The 15,948-nt window shown below is 66.3% G+C and carries 17 protein-coding genes and 4 tRNA genes; 17 read left to right on the forward strand and 4 right to left on the reverse strand.

The genetic code is table 11. The annotated features are described in order from the left end of the window. Positions 1-14: 14 nt before the first annotated feature. The gene (locus tag AB0M45_RS19040; protein WP_364330365.1) at positions 15-1,286 is read right to left on the reverse strand and encodes a geranylgeranyl reductase family protein; all 1,272 of its coding nucleotides are present in this window, start codon (positions 1,284-1,286) and stop codon (positions 15-17) included. A 197-nt stretch (positions 1,287-1,483) separates the two neighbouring features. Here AB0M45_RS19040 and AB0M45_RS19045 point away from each other — a divergent pair, with 197 nt between their 5' ends. Both AB0M45_RS19045 and htpX read left to right on the forward strand, forming a co-directional pair. Next, positions 1,484-2,536 (forward strand): polyprenyl synthetase family protein, encoded by a 1,053-nt coding sequence (locus AB0M45_RS19045; RefSeq protein WP_364330368.1) that lies wholly within the window; start codon positions 1,484-1,486, stop codon positions 2,534-2,536. A 233-nt stretch (positions 2,537-2,769) separates the two neighbouring features. After that, complete coding sequence (htpX, locus tag AB0M45_RS19050) at positions 2,770-3,651, forward strand: zinc metalloprotease HtpX (protein WP_364330371.1); 882 nt, start codon at positions 2,770-2,772, stop codon at positions 3,649-3,651. 16 nt (positions 3,652-3,667) lie between these two features. Here htpX and AB0M45_RS19055 read toward each other — a convergent pair whose 3' ends face one another. Further along, complete coding sequence (locus AB0M45_RS19055; RefSeq protein ID WP_364330374.1) at positions 3,668-4,132, reverse strand: MarR family winged helix-turn-helix transcriptional regulator; 465 nt, start codon at positions 4,130-4,132, stop codon at positions 3,668-3,670. A gap of 69 nt (positions 4,133-4,201) precedes the next feature. Between AB0M45_RS19055 and AB0M45_RS19060 the strand changes: the two genes are divergently transcribed. After that, on the forward strand, positions 4,202-4,654 hold the full coding sequence (locus AB0M45_RS19060; protein ID WP_364330377.1) for a hemerythrin domain-containing protein: 453 nt from the start codon (positions 4,202-4,204) through the stop codon (positions 4,652-4,654). Positions 4,655-4,819: 165 nt separating this feature from the next. On the opposite strand, the gene AB0M45_RS19065 is transcribed toward AB0M45_RS19060, so the two are convergent. Beyond that, positions 4,820-5,311 (reverse strand): YajQ family cyclic di-GMP-binding protein, encoded by a 492-nt coding sequence (locus tag AB0M45_RS19065; protein ID WP_195129371.1) that lies wholly within the window; start codon positions 5,309-5,311, stop codon positions 4,820-4,822. 175 nt (positions 5,312-5,486) lie between these two features. On the opposite strand from AB0M45_RS19065, the gene AB0M45_RS19070 reads away from it, so the two are divergent. The 11 genes from AB0M45_RS19070 to AB0M45_RS19120 all read left to right on the forward strand — a co-directional run bounded on the left by AB0M45_RS19070 (position 5,487) and on the right by AB0M45_RS19120 (position 11,439). Beyond that, a tRNA-Tyr gene (locus tag AB0M45_RS19070) sits at positions 5,487-5,569 on the forward strand. A gap of 606 nt (positions 5,570-6,175) precedes the next feature. Then, positions 6,176-6,248, forward strand: a tRNA-Thr gene (locus tag AB0M45_RS19075). A gap of 82 nt (positions 6,249-6,330) precedes the next feature. Continuing rightward, positions 6,331-6,406: transfer RNA gene (locus AB0M45_RS19080), tRNA-Met, on the forward strand. A 42-nt stretch (positions 6,407-6,448) separates the two neighbouring features. Beyond that, entirely contained in the window at positions 6,449-6,619 is a 171-nt protein-coding gene (rpmG, locus tag AB0M45_RS19085; protein ID WP_011211653.1) for a 50S ribosomal protein L33, read from the forward strand. 182 nt (positions 6,620-6,801) lie between these two features. Continuing rightward, positions 6,802-7,866: a fused (3R)-hydroxyacyl-ACP dehydratase subunits HadA/HadB gene (locus AB0M45_RS19090; protein WP_364330464.1), complete on the forward strand. Its 1,065-nt coding sequence runs from the start codon at positions 6,802-6,804 to the stop codon at positions 7,864-7,866. Positions 7,867-8,087: 221 nt separating this feature from the next. Then, a tRNA-Trp gene (locus AB0M45_RS19095) sits at positions 8,088-8,160 on the forward strand. Positions 8,161-8,191: 31 nt separating this feature from the next. Next, positions 8,192-8,578 (forward strand): preprotein translocase subunit SecE, encoded by a 387-nt coding sequence (gene secE / locus AB0M45_RS19100; RefSeq protein ID WP_364330382.1) that lies wholly within the window; start codon positions 8,192-8,194, stop codon positions 8,576-8,578. A 167-nt stretch (positions 8,579-8,745) separates the two neighbouring features. Beyond that, complete coding sequence (nusG, locus tag AB0M45_RS19105; protein WP_364330467.1) at positions 8,746-9,483, forward strand: transcription termination/antitermination protein NusG; 738 nt, start codon at positions 8,746-8,748, stop codon at positions 9,481-9,483. 94 nt (positions 9,484-9,577) lie between these two features. Then, on the forward strand, positions 9,578-10,012 hold the full coding sequence (gene rplK, locus AB0M45_RS19110) for a 50S ribosomal protein L11 (protein WP_039802009.1): 435 nt from the start codon (positions 9,578-9,580) through the stop codon (positions 10,010-10,012). Positions 10,013-10,087: 75 nt separating this feature from the next. Beyond that, positions 10,088-10,801: a 50S ribosomal protein L1 gene (rplA, locus tag AB0M45_RS19115; protein WP_364330386.1), complete on the forward strand. Its 714-nt coding sequence runs from the start codon at positions 10,088-10,090 to the stop codon at positions 10,799-10,801. Positions 10,802-10,899: 98 nt separating this feature from the next. Beyond that, entirely contained in the window at positions 10,900-11,439 is a 540-nt protein-coding gene (locus tag AB0M45_RS19120) for an NAD(P)H-dependent oxidoreductase (RefSeq protein WP_364330389.1), read from the forward strand. A gap of 107 nt (positions 11,440-11,546) precedes the next feature. On the opposite strand, the gene AB0M45_RS19125 is transcribed toward AB0M45_RS19120, so the two are convergent. After that, a complete protein-coding gene (locus AB0M45_RS19125; protein ID WP_364330392.1) occupies positions 11,547-13,169 on the reverse strand; it encodes an MFS transporter in 1,623 nt (540 codons plus the stop codon). 441 nt (positions 13,170-13,610) lie between these two features. Here AB0M45_RS19125 and rplJ point away from each other — a divergent pair, with 441 nt between their 5' ends. The 3 genes from rplJ to AB0M45_RS19140 all read left to right on the forward strand — a co-directional run bounded on the left by rplJ (position 13,611) and on the right by AB0M45_RS19140 (position 15,937). Next, the gene (rplJ, locus tag AB0M45_RS19130) at positions 13,611-14,150 is read left to right on the forward strand and encodes a 50S ribosomal protein L10 (protein WP_364330395.1); all 540 of its coding nucleotides are present in this window, start codon (positions 13,611-13,613) and stop codon (positions 14,148-14,150) included. 66 nt (positions 14,151-14,216) lie between these two features. Next, entirely contained in the window at positions 14,217-14,597 is a 381-nt protein-coding gene (gene rplL / locus AB0M45_RS19135) for a 50S ribosomal protein L7/L12 (protein WP_067468960.1), read from the forward strand. A gap of 206 nt (positions 14,598-14,803) precedes the next feature. Next, the gene (locus AB0M45_RS19140) at positions 14,804-15,937 is read left to right on the forward strand and encodes an ABC transporter ATP-binding protein (protein ID WP_364330399.1); all 1,134 of its coding nucleotides are present in this window, start codon (positions 14,804-14,806) and stop codon (positions 15,935-15,937) included. Positions 15,938-15,948 lie beyond the last annotated feature (11 nt).

Below are 15,948 nucleotides of genomic sequence, written 5' to 3' on the forward strand. Positions count from 1 at the left end.
CGCCACCAGGATTCCTACGCGAACGGCTGTCGTTCGTCGAAGCGCATCGACGTCCGGCCCGCCGCTCGCCAAGCCCGCGCGGTCAGGTCCACGTCCTCGTCGGTGACCAGGTTGCCCATCACGCGAACGGCCGTGCGCTGCAGGTACTTCGAGCGCATCACCGGTGGGCCGCCCAGCGGAACCATGCGCGGATGGGTGGCAAGCCCCGCGATCCGGCGCGCGACCGAGAAAGTACGCCCATAGCGTGCGCGCAAGACCTGCGGCCAGATCGTGGTGAGGTCGGACTCGTCCAGCAGGTCGGCGAGCAGGTGGCCACCTTCCAGGCCGTAGTCGATGCCTTCGCCGTTGAGCGGATTCACACAGCCTGCGGCGTCGCCGACCAGCACCCAGTTGCGGCCGGCGACGTTCGAGACCGCGCCGCCCATCGGGAGCAGGGCCGAGGCCACCGCGCGCAGCGAGCCCTCGAGTTGCCATTCCTCCGTGCGCAACGCCGTGTAGTGCGCCAGAAGCGGTTTCAACGCGATATGCGAGGGCCGCCGCTCCGTGGCCAGCGACCCCACGCCGATGTTCACCTCGCCGTTCCCGAGCGGGAAAACCCAGCCGTACCCGGGAACCAGGGCACCTGAGGCGTCGCGCAACTCCAGGTGCGAGGTGATCCACTGATCGTCGCTGCGGCCGGATTTGATGTAAGCACGCGCCGCGGTGCCGTAGGCGTACTGCCGGTGCCAGGTGCGGCCGAGCAGGCGCCCGATCGGGGAGCGCACCCCGTCGGCGACCACCAGCGTCCGGCAGGCGATCGTTCGCACGCCATCGGCCGTGCGCACCGTCACGCCGGTGACCCGGTCGCCATCGCGGGTGACGTCGACCACCTTCGTTCCGTCCACCATGCGCGCCCCGGACTTCACCGCCGTCTCGCGCAGCTTGTCATCGAGTTCGGTTCGCGGAACGGCGCTTCCGTAGGTCGGGAAGGAACCGCCGGGCCAGCTCAGCAGCGCCTCGCGGCCGAAGCCGGTCATCCGTAAACCGTGGTTGACGACGTGCGCCCGCACCCACTCGCCGAGGCCGAGCTGCTCCAACTCCGCGGTCGCGCGCGGGGTCAGGCCGTCACCGCAGGTCTTGTCCCTGGGGAACACCGCGGAGTCGACGAGCATCACGTCCCGTCCCGCCCTGGCCGCCCACGCGGCGGACGCCGAGCCCGCGGGACCAGCACCGACGACCAGCACCTCGGCCCGGCTGGGCAACGCGTCCTCGTCGCCGCCCGCGGGAGTCGCTTCCGGTGAACCCATGCGCTCCATACTCGCAGGGCCGTCTCGTTCCTGTCGACGGCGGTCGCGCTCGGCCCGCCGACGGCCCTGACGGCGAACGGCGACAAGACAGATCCGCCGCGGAGTGACGGTGTTCATGGGCCATCGGCCGGGGACACGCTAGGTTCTCTACCGTGGGGTCGGACGCATCGCTGGGAGAAGAAATGAGCAGATCGGCCATGAGTGAGCGCAGCGAGCGAATCGTGGACGCGCACGGCGGTGTCGGCAGCGCCGAGAGCACGGTGGTGGCCGGCGTCGATCTCGGTGACGACGAGCTCGCCGCAACGGTGCGCGACGGCTTGGCGAAGGTCGAAAGACTCCTGGTCGACGAGCTGTCCGACGGTGCGGAATTCCTCCAGGAAGCCGCGTTACACCTGGCCAAGGCGGGTGGCAAGCGGTTCAGGCCGTTGTTCACCATCCTCACCGGACAGCTCGGGCCGCGCCCGACCGATCCCGATCTGATCACCGCGGGCACCGTGGTGGAGCTGGTGCATCTGGCCACGCTGTACCACGACGACGTCATGGACGAGGCCCCGATGCGCCGCGGCGCCCCGAGCGTGAACTCGCGGTGGGGCAACAACATCGCCATCCTCGCAGGGGACTACCTGTTCGCGCACGCCTCCCGGCTCACCTCCACCCTCGGCCCGGACGCCGTGCGCATCATCGCCGAGACCTTCGCCGAACTCGTCACCGGTCAGATGCGCGAGACCATGGGCGCCCGCGAGTCCCAGGACCCGGTCGAGCACTACCTGCGCGTGGTGTGGGAGAAGACCGGCTCGCTCATCGCCGCCGCCGGACGCTTCGGCGGCACCTTCTCCGGCGCCGACCCCGAGCACGTCGAGCGACTGGCCCGCCTCGGCGACGCGGTCGGCACCGCCTTCCAGATCTCCGACGACATCATCGACATCTCCTCGGCCTCCGAGCAGTCCGGCAAAACACCCGGCACCGACCTGCGCGAAGGCGTGCATACCCTGCCGGTGCTGTACGCGCTGCGCGAAGAGGGCGCAGACGGCGATCGCCTGCGCAAGCTGCTGGCCCGCCCGCTGGAAACCGACGACGAGGTGGCCGAGGCGCTCGATCTGCTCGCCCGCTCCCGCGGCATGGTGCTGGCCAAGGAGAAGCTGCAAGGCTACGCTGATCTCGCCAACACCGAGCTGGCCGCGCTGCCCGACGGCCCCGCCAACGACGCACTCCAGCGACTGGTCCGCTACACCATCGAACGCGTGGGCTGAAATATCGGCCGCGCGGGCACGGCGTGTTCGCGGCAATGCGCGCTTTCGCTGCGCTCGAAAGCTGGGGTGGGGCCGGTGTGGTTGCGTCGCGCGGGGAGCCTATTCACGACCCAGTACGTGATCGCCGCGGGTAGTTCGGGGCGGTGTGGGTTCACCGGAACTTTGCCTGGGGCTTCTATCGTTTATCTGCTGTAAGGCAACTCGGTGAACGGGGGAGTGGCCAAGGGAGACATATGCACGGGCACGGGTTTGCGAACGGACTGAAAACCTTCGGGCTGATGGTGGGCCTCTCGGCCTTGATCGTGTTCGCGGGTGCCATGTTCCGCAGCCCGACGATCCTGATCATCGCGATCCTGCTTGCGGTCGGGATGAACGCGTACGCCTACTTCAACAGCGACAAGATCGCGTTGAAGGCGATGCACGCCCAGCCGGTCAGTGAGCTGGAGGCGCCGGTCATCTACCGGATCGTGCGCGAACTGGCCACCACCGCCCGCCAGCCGATGCCGCGGCTGTACATCAGCCCCACGAACGCGCCCAACGCGTTCGCCACCGGGCGCAGCCCTCGGCATGCCGCGGTCTGCTGCACCAGCGGCATCCTGCAGATTCTCGACGAGCGGGAATTACGCGCCGTGCTCGGCCACGAGCTCTCCCACGTCTACAACCGTGACATCCTTATCTCGTCGATCGCCGGCGCGCTGGCGGCCGTCATCTCCGGTCTGGCCAACCTGGCCTTCTTCGCCTCCATGTTCGGCGGGAACCGCAACGGTGCGGGCCCCAACATCCTGGGCGTGCTGCTGGTGTCGCTGCTCGGTCCGATCGCCGCGACCTTGATCAAGCTGGCCGTGTCCCGTTCGCGCGAATACCAAGCCGATCAGTCCGGCGCCGAGCTCACCGGCGACCCGCTGGCGCTCGCCTCCGCGCTGCGCAAAATCGAGCGTGGTGTCCACGCTGCTCCGCTGCCGCCCGAACCGAAGCTCGCGGCACAATCGCACCTGATGATCGCCAACCCGTTCCGCCCGGGTGAGCGGGCCGCACGCTGGTTCTCCACGCACCCGCCCATTGCCGAACGCGTCGAACGGCTCGAGGAGATGGCGGGCGGCCCGCGCCGGTACTGACTTCCCGGTGCTCGGCTCAATCGTCCATGGCCAACTGGTCTTCGTAGGCGCGGAACGTATCGACGAACAACCGCCGCTGCTCCGGTGTGAGTGGTTCCAGCACCGTTCGCCAAGCTCGCGCGCTGCGGCCGAGCCACTTGTGCACCGACTTCTCGTGGGCAGCCGCTATGGCGACGATGGTGCGCCTGCGGTTGTCGGGGTCCGCGCCACGCTCGAGCACACCCTGTCTGCTGAGTTCGCCGACCATCAGGCTCACCGTCGTCGGAGCCACCTCCAGGCGCGCGGCCAGATCGGTCACCGTGGTCGGCCCATCGAATACCAGATTGGCCAGTAGCGATAGGTGCCGAGGGGCGAGCGAGAAGGATTCCAGTTCCTTCGGAACGCCCAGCTTCTTGGCCCGCCCAACCACCCGGGGCATGAGCAGCAGCAGAGTGCGGATGCCCTCATCGACGCCGAGTCCCGCCCGCTCCTCGGTTGACACGCCACACACCTCCCAAAAGCCTATGCCGCGCAGGCGAGCGACGACCCTGCCTTCGCCGCGTACCAAGCGGTGACCGACCGAATCATCCCGGTGGTCGCACTGCAAGCGGTACCGGAGCCGAAGCTGCGCAGGCGGCGCTTCCTGGCGGGTGCGGGCGCCACCGCGGCCGTCGCGGCGGGAGCCGCGGGTGTGCTCATGGTCGGCTCGCCGGACGCGGCCGCGCCCGCTCAGCAGCGTGCCGCGGCCATCGGCGACCACTTGCGCCAGGTGCATGCCCAGTTGCGCCGCGACCTCGCCACCGTCCGCGCGGGTCTCGACGAATACCTCCGCGCTCCCGGTGCCAGTGCGAAACCCGCATTCCCGCAGGATCTGCGTGCCCACTGCGTCGCTTTCTGCGGTGCGCTCGGCGAACATCACACCAACGAAGACGGCGTCTTTCCGGCCCTGGTCCGGCTGCGGCCCGAACTCGCGCCGGTGGTGGAGCGACTGCATCGCGAACACGGCACGGTGGCCCGGCACTGACCGGCCTACGGGCACTCCTCGACGCGCCGGAACCGGCGGACCCGGCTCGGCTGCGTACCGAATTCGACGGCCTGGCAGCGGAATTGGAAACGCACTTCGACTACGAGGAAGACACCCTGGTCGATGCGCTGAACGCGACCGACCCGGCCGCGCTGCGGCCCACGGTCAGCGGTAATTGACGAACTGGAGCGCGATGCCGAAATCCTCGCCCTTCAGCAGGGCGATGACCGCCTGTAGATCGTCGCGCTTCTTGCTGGTCACCCGCAGCTCATCCCCCTGAATCTGCGCCTTCACGCCCTTGGGGCCCTCGTCGCGGATCTTCTTCGAGATCTTCTTCGCGTGCTCGGAGTCGATGCCCTGCACCAGCGAACCGGTGATCTTGTACACCTTGCCGGAGGACACCGGCTCGCCCGCGTCGAACGCCTTCAGCGAGATATCGCGGCGAATCAGCTTCTCCTTGAACACCTCCAGCGCGGCCTTGACCCGCTCCTCCGCCTCGGCGGTGAGCACGATCTTGTCCTCGCCGGACCATTCGATGGACGCGCCGGTGCCGCGGAAGTCGTAGCGGGTGTTGAGCTCCTTCTCCGCCTGATGCAGGGCGTTGTCGACCTCCTGCCGGTCGACCTTGCTCACCACATCGAAAGACGAATCAGCCACGCTGCGCTCCTGTTCTGACGGTCGACAGGTCATCTGAACCGGATGCTTCCGGCCATCGTCAGTTCTACCCGCCAGGCCCGAGGGTAGTCGCGCCGCACGGCCGATAGCCAGCCGGTTTGCATTAAGGGTGCGGGTTCGATGTATTCTGCTCAGCGCGCGGAAACAATGCGCGAACGGCAGGTTGCCCGAGCGGCCAATGGGAGCAGACTGTAAATCTGTCGGTGAAAGCCTACGTAGGTTCGAATCCTACACCTGCCACTCCGCTCGATAGGCGAGCCCTGTACGCAGAAAGCGCGTACAGGGCTCGCTTCGTCTTGTCTTGTGGGGGTGCAACCCCCACGCCCCGCCCGGAGGGGCTTCGCCCCCCGGACCCCCTTCCAGTGGTTGCGTTGTCGGCCAAGCGGCCGCGTTTGTGGGTACGCCGGTGATTGGTTGGTTGCGTGTTCGGTTCATCGGCGTACATTCCCGTGACGGGTTTCCAAGCGCGCAGCACCGCAGTACTCGGACACGAACTACGAATGCAACACGCAGTGGGCACGGCCGAACAGCCGCAAACCACTTAGTGTTACCTCTGCCACTCCACGCAACCCGATTGGCTCGACCCTCGTTTCCGAGCGGAGCGATATCGAGCATTGCTTGTTCGTGGCCCGGCTCGTGTCCGAGTGGCTGCCGCGTGCGCGACGAAGTCGCCAGCGGTGGTCGTTCGGGCGTGAGCCACAAAAGTCGCGGACACGCCGCGCCCGCGCGGCCAAAAACACCACTCTGACCACGCGGTTTGGTGGTGAGAGCGGTAAGTGTGTAACCTCGTTCAAGACTTCACCGCGCTGGGGTCGAGCGTTTGGGGCTCGGTGCGGGAGTAGTCATGCCCCCTTAGCTCAGTCGGCAGAGCGTTTCCATGGTAAGGAAAAGGTCAACGGTTCGATTCCGTTAGGGGGCTCGCCGGATTGCCGGTGGTGACCGACTCGGCATCGCTCCCGTAGTTGCGGGTTGGGCTCGGCACCATGGCAATGCGACGCCGTGGCGGTGTAGCTCAGTCGGTAGAGCAAACGACTCATAATCGTTGTGTCGCCGGTTCAAGTCCGGCCATCGCTACCACAACCGATACAAGCCCATCAGGTACCGGAAAGAAGGCATATCGTGGCCGCGAAGTCCACCGATGTCCGGCCAAAGATCACCTTGGCCTGCGAGCAGTGCAAGCACCGCAATTACATCACCAAGAAGAACCGGCGCAACGATCCGGACCGGCTCGAGCTGAAGAAGTTCTGCCCGAACTGCGGCACGCACCGGGCGCATCGCGAATCCCGCTAGTTCTCCACGCGTGAACTACCGCGTGGAATGGCGCCGGGAGTCGCATCCCGGTATCTCGGGCCGTGACACCGCGAGGGCCGGACAATAGTCCGGCCCTGACGCATTTTCACGGTAGGTGCGGTGGCGAGCGCTCCACCGACTCCGTGGCATCGGGGTCAGATAGGTACAGTCCTCCCGTGACAATCAACACCGGTACAGACGAAGCGGTCCAGACGGGCGAGGCGCTCGACCCCGCGGCCCACGCCGCGGCGATGGTCGGTCACCACTACCGCGTCGACGACTACTACGAGGTCGGCCGCGAAAAGGTGCGGGAATACGCCCGCGCCGTGCAGGACTACCACCCGGTGCACTGGGACGAGGACGTGGCCCAGGAATACGGCTACGACAACCTGCTCGCGCCGGTCACGTTCATCTCCCTGGTCGGCATCCTGGCCCAGCGCAAGCTGTTCGAACAGGTCGTCACCGGCTACGACCTCAGCCAGATCATGCAAACCGACCAGATCCTGGAGTTCCACCGCCCGATCAAGGTCGGCGACCAACTCACCTGCGACGTCTACCTGCACTCGTTCCGGCAGGCCTTCGGTGGCGACATCATCGTGACCAAGAACATCGTCACCGCGCAGAACGACGAACTGGTGCTCACCACCTACACCACGCTCGTCGGCCGCAGCGGCGGCGACATCGACCCGAACCTCACCGCCGCCGTCCGCAACGTGCTCATGCACGGCATCGGCGAGGAGGCACCCGCACACGCCCCGCGCAGCGCCCCCGCGGTCGAGGTGCCCGCGCCGGTCGCTCCCGCCGCCGAAGGGGTCCGCACCAAGCACGCCGTCCGCTTCGAGGACGTGTCGGTCGGCGACGAACTGCCTGCGCGCACCGTCCGGCTCACCCGCGGCGATCTGGTGAACTACGCGGGCGTCTCCGGCGACGCCAACCCGATCCACTGGAGCGACGAGGTCGTGAAGCTGGTCGGCCTGGACAACGTCGTCGCGCACGGCATGCTCACCATGGGCCTCGGCGGCGGCTTCGTCACCTCCTGGCTCGGCGATCCCGGCGCGGTCAAGGAGTACAACGTTCGCTTCACCAGCCCGGTCTACGTGGGCACCGACGAGGCCGCCGAGGTCGAGTACACCGGTAAGGTGAAGTCGGTCGATCCGGAGGCCAAGACCGCGGTCGTGGCCATCGTGGCGAAGTCGGCGGGAAAGAAGATCTTCGGCCGCGCGACCGCGACGGTGCAACTGGCCTGACCTGGTCGGCCGACCCTGATTGGCTAATGGCGCGCACGGTAACGTACACTCAGGTTTCTGGGGTCACCAGCCGCTGCGCGCTGCTCTGTAGGGCTGGTTCCAGGCGGTCCGCGAGGATCGCCGACGGGGCCGGCAACTGCCGGAGTGGCGCGCGTGTTGTGTGAGACCTGGACACAACTGAATATCGAAGAGTGGTTGGACAGCTCACTCCGTCCGACCGAAGGGGCGTAGCTCAACTGGCAGAGCAGCGGTCTCCAAAACCGCAGGTTGCAGGTTCAAGTCCTGTCGCCCCTGCCCTGGATGCCAGCGACGAGAGAGGATCGACGTGGACGAGCGGGACACTCGCCGCGGCGCACATGCCGACGAAGGCGATGGCGCCGCCGCAGCGACTCGGCCGAGCGGTAAGCGATCCGCCCGGCGGACTCGCACGTCCTCGCCGGCCGACACGGGCGCGATCGCCACGCTCGACCGCCCGTCGCGGAAGGCAGCCAAGACAACCGATCGGGCCGAACGCAAGCCGGGTAATCCGTTCAAGCGTTTGATCAAGTTCCTGCGTGAGGTCATCGCGGAACTGCGCAAGGTGATCTGGCCCAACCGGAAGCAGATGGTCACCTATACGAGCGTTGTTCTGGTGTTCGTGATTTTCATGGTCGCGTTCATCAGCGGGTTGGATCTGGCGTTCATCAAGGGTGTCAACTGGCTGTTCGGCTAGCTGAACGACGCCGAAGCCGGTAGCCGATCCCGGGGCGGACACGGGCGGAAGCATTTCGCCGCGCCCGTCCCGGCACGCAGAGGATGTACGTGACGACACAGGAAGCGAGTGCCCCAGTGAGCACCCCGGAGAACGACACACACGACAAGTTCCCGGCCGACGACGCGGTGGCCGAGCCCACCGACTCCGTCGAGGAGTTCGCGACCGACGAGTCCCCGGTCGAGGAATCGGAGCCCGCTGAGTCCGCCCCCACCGCTGCTGTCGATGCCGAGCCCGCCGATCCCGTCGCCGAGATGAAGGCCGTGCTGCGGCGCGCCCCCGGCGAGTGGTATGTCATCCACTCCTACGCGGGCTACGAGAACAAGGTGAAGGCCAACCTCGAGACCCGCGTGCAGAACCTGGACCTGGAGGACTACATCTTCCAGGTCGAGGTGCCCACCGAAGAGGTCACCGAGATCAAGAACGGCCAGCGTAAGCACGTCAACCGCAAGGTGCTGCCCGGCTACATCCTGGTCCGGATGGAGCTCAACGACGAGTCGTGGGGCGCCGTGCGCAACACCCCCGGTGTCACCGGATTCGTCGGCGCCACTTCGCGCCCGTCGCCGCTGTCCATCGACGACGTGGTGAAGTTCCTGGTCCCGGCCGCGCAGCAGCAGAAGAAGCCGGCCGCGGCCGCCGCCGTGGCGACCACCGAGACCGCGGGCGGCGAGGTCGCGCCGAAGCCGGTCATCGAGGTCGATTTCGAGGTCGGCGAGTCGGTGACGGTGATGGACGGCCCGTTCGCGACGCTGCCCGCCAGCATCTCCGAGGTCAACGCCGAACAGCAGAAGCTCAAGGTGCTCGTGTCGATCTTCGGCCGCGAGACGCCGGTCGAGCTGGCGTTCACCCAGGTCGCGAAGATCTAGACCCGTTCTTTCAGCGGCAGGGTGAATCCCCGGCCGAGGATCGCAACACCACGACTTGCAAAGAGCAAGGACTACAACCACCTAGGAAAGAAAGATGCCCCCCAAGAAGAAGAAGCTCGCCGGGATCATCAAGCTTCAGATCCAGGCCGGCCAGGCGAACCCGGCCCCTCCGGTCGGCCCCGCGCTCGGTCAGCACGGCGTCAATATCATGGAGTTCTGCAAGGCGTACAACGCCGCGACCGAGTCGCAGCGCGGCAACGTCATCCCGGTCGAGATCTCGGTGTACGAGGACCGGTCCTTCGACTTCAAGCTGAAGACCCCGCCGGCCGCCAAGCTGCTGCTCAAGGCCGCGGGCGTGCAGAAGGGCTCGGCCGAGCCGCACCGCAACAAGGTCGCCAAGGTGACCATGGACCAGGTGCGCGAGATCGCCAAGACCAAGCAGGAAGATCTGAACGCCAACGATCTCGATCAGGCGGCCAAGATCATCGCGGGTACCGCGCGTTCGATGGGCATCACCGTCGAGGGCTGAGCGCACTCGCCGCACGGTGGGAGGGCCGGCCAGGCCCGATAACCACATCTGAACCACACACAAGGACAGAGAATCATGGCAAAACGAAGCAAGGCATATCTCGCCGCGGCCGAGAAGGTCGATCGCACCAAGCTCTACTCCCCGCTGGCCGCCGCGCGCCTGGCGAAGGACACCGCCAGCACCAAGACCGACGCGACCGTCGAGGTCGCCGTGCGTCTCGGTGTGGATCCCCGCAAGGCCGACCAGATGGTCCGCGGCACCGTCAACCTGCCGCACGGCACCGGTAAGACCGCCCGCGTCATCGTGTTCGCGGCCGGCGAGAAGGCCGCCGAGGCCGAGGCCGCCGGCGCCGACGCCGTCGGCGCCGAGGATCTGATCGAGCGGATCCAGGGCGGCTGGCTGGACTTCGACGCCGCGATCGCCACCCCCGACCAGATGGCCAAGGTCGGACGCATCGCGCGTGTCCTCGGCCCGCGCGGTCTGATGCCGAACCCGAAGACGGGCACGGTCACCACCGACGTGACCAAGGCGGTCAACGACATCAAGGGTGGCAAGATCAACTTCCGCGTCGACAAGCAGGCCAACCTGCACTTCGTGATCGGCAAGGCGTCCTTCGACGACACCAAGCTGGTGGAGAACTACGGCGCCGCGCTGGACGAGATCCTGCGCGCCAAGCCGTCGACCGCCAAGGGCCGCTACGTCAAGAAGGTGACGGTCTCGACGAACACCGGACCGGGCATCCCGGTGGACCCGAACCGCACCCGCAACCTCCTCGACGAGGACGCGTAAGCAGCACCTGAACACCACCGCAATGGCGGGAACGCGTTTCGCGTTCCCGCCATTGCTCTTTCCGGACTAATTCGCCCGGCGGCGTGGTTGCGTTCGATGTGACAGTCGTCCTGTTGATCTCCGGCAGCACTCGCTCCGCGTCCACCAATTCCGCCGCATTGCGCACGGTCTCGGCGATTGCCCCGGACGGCATCAGAACCCGGTGGTACGACGACCTAGCGGCATTGCCCGCCTTCGCCCCGGACGACGACGGCTCGGCGCATCCGTCTGTTCTCGCACTGCGTGAACAGCTCTCGGACGCCGATGCGGTCCTGTTCTCCACGCCGGAATACGCGGGCACGCTGCCCGGCAGCCTGAAGAACCTGCTCGACTGGACAGTCGGCACCGGTGACCTCTACGAGAAGCCGGTCGCATGGATCACTGTCGCGCCGGTCGGCCGGGGTGACGGCGCGACCGCGACTCTGCGGAGCGTGCTCGCATATGTAGGCGCCGACGTCGATCTCGGCGCCTGCCGGCGCCTGCCGGTACTTCGCCACGACGTCGGCCGGGATGGACTGATCGCTGACGCCGAATTCCGGTCCGGCGCGTCCGCGGTATTGCGTCGGCTCGCACGGCACGCGCAGCGCGCAACGCCCTGAGAACGCCACGCGCCGGTACACGGACGGGCAGCCCGTGTACCGGCGCCCCGCCGCCCGTATCCTGCCCCGGCGCGGCATCCTGGGTCGGCGGCGGTGTCCAGTGGGCGCTACCGCGCCGGATCTTCCTGCGGCTGCGTGGATTTGCGCCATCCGAGCAACACGGCATCGCGATCCGGCACGCCCCAGGGCAGGACGACGGCTACGAGGACCGCGCACCCGATGACCGCGCTTGCGGCCACCAGCGACGCGGCATGCGAACCCTGGAGCATCGCGGTCTTCATGGCGATGATCAAGTTCTCTCGCTGCGTTTCGAAGAACGGAGCCAGTGGTCGTTTGCGCATTTCGATGACGCTCAGCAGGCTGGCCTTCACCAGCCCCTTCTCGGTGTCGTTCATCATCCCGGCCGGTACGGCATCGATGCGCGGCCCGATCCGGGTGCTGTAGTACGAGGCCACGATCGAGCCGAGCACGGCGACGCCGAGCGTGCCGCCGATCTCGCGGGTGGTGTCGTTGACCGCCGACCCGGCGCCCGCCTCGTTCAGCGGAAGCGAACCCATGATGGATTCGGTGGCCGGGCCCTGCACGATGGCCAGGCCGAGCGCCATCGAGACCATGGATGGCAGCACATCGGTCACATACGCGCTGTCCACAGTGACCTGGCCACCGAGATACAGGCCCAGACCGGTCAGCAGCAGACCGAACACGATGACGGGCGTGGTGCCGAGCCGCTGCCCGAGCAGCGTCGCGATCGGCGCGCCGATCGCCACCGAGAACGCGAAAGGCAAAGACGCGATGCCGAATTCGAGCGGTGTGTATTCCCGGACGCCCTGGAAGTACTGGGTGATCAGGAAGAGGAATCCGAACATCGAGAAATAACCGACCGCGATGGCCATGGCCGGCATCGAGAACCGGCGGTCGCGGAACAGCCGCATATCGAGAATCGGTGCGGGGGTGCGTAATTCCCAGGCGATGAATGTGGCGAGCAGCACAGCGCCGAACGCGCCGACGCCGAGTGTGGTCACCGACAGCCAGCCATGGCGCGGGGCTTCGATAATCGACCACACCAGCAGCGTGATGCCGGCGATGGACAGCGTGATGCCGAGCGTGTCGAGCCGTCCCACCCGATCCGATCGTGACTCGGGCACCCAGATCAGTGTGGCGGCCAACGCGATGAGCGCCGCAGGCACGTTGATCCAGAACACCGCGTGCCAGGTGAAGTGCTCGAGCAGCCACCCGCCCGAGATCGGGCCGATGGCGATCGCGAAGCCCGCCATGGCGGTCCACGCGCCGACAGCGAGCGCGCGCTCCCTTCGGTCGGTGAAGATGTTGATGATCAAGGCGAGCGTCGCGGGGAAAACGGCGGCAGCGAAGACGCCCATGGCGGCGCGTGCCGCGATGACCGCTCCCATCGAGTTCGACAGAGCTCCGCCGACCGACATGACGGCGACGCCGATCAGGCCGATCATCATGACGCGGCGGCGACCATAGCGATCGCCGAGGTTGCCGAAGGCGAGCAGAAGCCCGGCGAAGCTGAGCGTGTACGCATCGACGACCCATTGCAGGCCGCTGATACCGGTGGATAGTTCGACGCCCAGGGAGGGCAGCGCCACGTTGACGATGGTGTTGTCCAGGACGACCAGCAATTCCGCCAGGCAGATCACGGCCAGGGCGAGGAAGCGCGCGGTACGTCGTTCCAGCAGCATCGGTGGATCGACTATGGAGGTTGCCATAGCTCGGAGCCTAAGCAGTAGGTGTCACTCTGGGTAACAGTTTATTTGGGCGATGTCTGCCACATCCCAGGTGAAAAGTGAGTTACGACACGTAAATCGAAGGCCGGCAGGTAGCGATCATGTCCCAGCGAAGGGCCGTTTTGGCAGATGGGAACCAGTCCGGGTACATTGGACGTCAGTTATCGACAAGTTCGATCGCTACCCAATCCGTTCTACCGAAGACCGTTGGTCGCCGATCCCGCATGGGTTCGGTCGAAGGTCCGGCGACATTGCCGGCGGCCCACGCAGGGAGAGCCGAGGCTGGGAATTGATCCGAGCGCATTGCGCCGGACCGGTTTTCTGTTGCGCCCCGGAACGCTCTGCGTTCGGGGCGTTTGTTTTGTCGCCGACCCTGATCGGTAGTTCGCGTGTACGAACCGACCATCAGAGAGGAGGCGAAGTATGGCAAAACCCGAGAAGGTCACCGCGGTCGCGGAGATCGCGGAGCAGTTCAGGAGCTCGACGGCCACCGTCGTCACGGAATACCGTGGCCTGTCGGTCGGCAAGCTCACCGAGCTGCGGCGCGCGCTCGGCGCTGAGGCCACGTACTCCGTCGCCAAGAACACCCTGGTCAAGCGGGCCGCCGCCGAGGCGGGCGTGGAAGGCCTCGACGAACTGTTCGTCGGCCCGACTGCGATCACCTTCATCACCGGTGAGCCGGTCAACGCGGCCAAGGCGCTGAAAACCTTCGCGAAGGACAACAAGGCGCTTGTCATCAAGGGCGGCTACATGGACGGCGCTCCGCTGTCCGTGTCCGAGGTCGAGCGCATCGCCGACCTGGAGACCCGCGAGGTCTTGCTGGCCAAGCTCGCCGGCGCCCTGAAGGGCAACCTGGCGAAGGCCGCCGGTCTGTTCAACGCTCCCGCCTCGCAGGTGGCCCGCCTGGCCGCCGCGCTGCAGGAGAAGAAGCAGGCCGAAGAAGGCGGAACTGCCGCCGAGTAATCCGTGCGGAACGACTCGCCGCACGACTCGCCCGCATAGACATCAACTACCGAAAGGAATACAACCATGGCCAACGTTGACGAACTGCTCGAGGTCTTCGGCAACATGACCCTGCTCGAGCTGTCGGACTTCGTCAAGAAGTTCGAGGAGAAGTTCGAGGTCACCGCGGCTGCCCCGGTCGCGGTCGCCGCCGTCGGCGGTGCCGCCGCTCCGGCCGAGGCCGCCGAGGAGCAGGACGAGTTCGACGTCATCCTCGAGGGTGCCGGCGACAAGAAGATCCAGGTCATCAAGGTGGTCCGCGAGATCGTCTCCGGCCTGGGCCTGAAGGAAGCCAAGGACCTCGTCGAGAGCGCCCCGAAGCCGATCCTGGAGAAGGTGGCCAAGGAAGCCGCCGAGGCTGCCAAGGCGAAGCTGGAAGAGGCCGGCGCCAAGGTCGCGGTCAAGTAATTCCAGACCGAAAACACGCGAACGGGCGGTCCCATTAGGGGCCGCCCGTTTGTTATTTTTCCGAAAATCATTGCTCTTTTTTGTGACCTCGGCACTGCTCCGAATACAAGCGGCTTTATGGAGTTACTCTTCAGTCAAGTCAGGGGTGTGCCCCGTCTCTCTCATGGGTTACAGTGACCGCACCCACTGTGACGTGACGCACCGCGATGACCGAGCGCGCGGTTCCGCCGGTGGGCAGCTTGCTGAGAATTGTGGAGGTTGGCGTGGGCGTCGAGGTCAGGACCGAGGGTGTAACCAAGTCCTTCGGTTCGCAGCGAATTTGGCAGGACGTGTCTCTGACGTTGCCGTCGGGCGAGGTGAGCGCGCTGCTGGGCCCGTCGGGCACCGGTAAGTCGGTGTTCCTGAAGTCGCTGATCGGTCTGTTGCGTCCGGAGCGCGGCTCCATCTATGTCGACGGCACGGATATCACCACCTGCTCCAACAAGGAGCTGTACGAGATTCGCAAGCTGTTCGGTGTGCTGTTTCAGGATGGTGCGCTGTTCGGGTCGATGAATCTGTTCGACAACGTGGCGTTCCCGTTGCGCGAGCACACCAAGAAGAGCGAATCCGAGATCAAGAAGATCGTGATGGAGAAGCTGGAGCTGACCGGTCTGCTCGGGGCCGAGGGCAAACTCCCCGGTGAGATTTCCGGCGGTATGCGTAAGCGTGCCGGGCTGGCCCGCGCGCTGGTGCTGGATCCGCAGATCATCCTGGTCGATGAGCCGGACTCGGGTCTGGACCCGGTGCGCACGTCGTATCTGTCGCAGTTGCTGATCGATATCAACGCGCAGATCGACGCCACGATCCTGATCGTCACGCACAACATCAACCTGGCCCGGACGGTGCCGGACAACATCGGCATGCTGTTCCGCCGCCAGTTGGTGATGTTCGGTCCGCGGGAGGTGTTGCTGACCTCGGAGGAGCCAGTGGTCAAGCAGTTCCTCAACGGCCGGATGATCGGTCCGATCGGTATGTCCGAGGAGAAGGACGAGGCTCAGATGGCGCGCGAGCAGGCGCTGGTGGACGCCGGTCACCACCACGGCGGCGCCGAGGAGGTCGAGGGGATCATCCCGCAGATGCGGGCGACGCCGGGCATGCCGGTGCGTCAAGCGGTGCTGCGGCGTAAAGAGCGCGTCCGGGAGATCATGCACACGCTGCCGCACGCGGCTCAGGTCGCGATTCGCGAATCACTTGCCGAGAACGACGACACGCAGGTGATGGCGTATAACGGCGGCGACCTGGCGAATTACCAAGGCGGCGCGTACGACGCCACCGTGCGACACAACACAACTAACGGGTAACATCTGCGATT

The sequence above is a fragment of the Nocardia sp. NPDC051787 genome, assembly GCF_040681325.1.
GTDB lineage: Bacteria > Actinomycetota > Actinomycetes > Mycobacteriales > Mycobacteriaceae > Nocardia.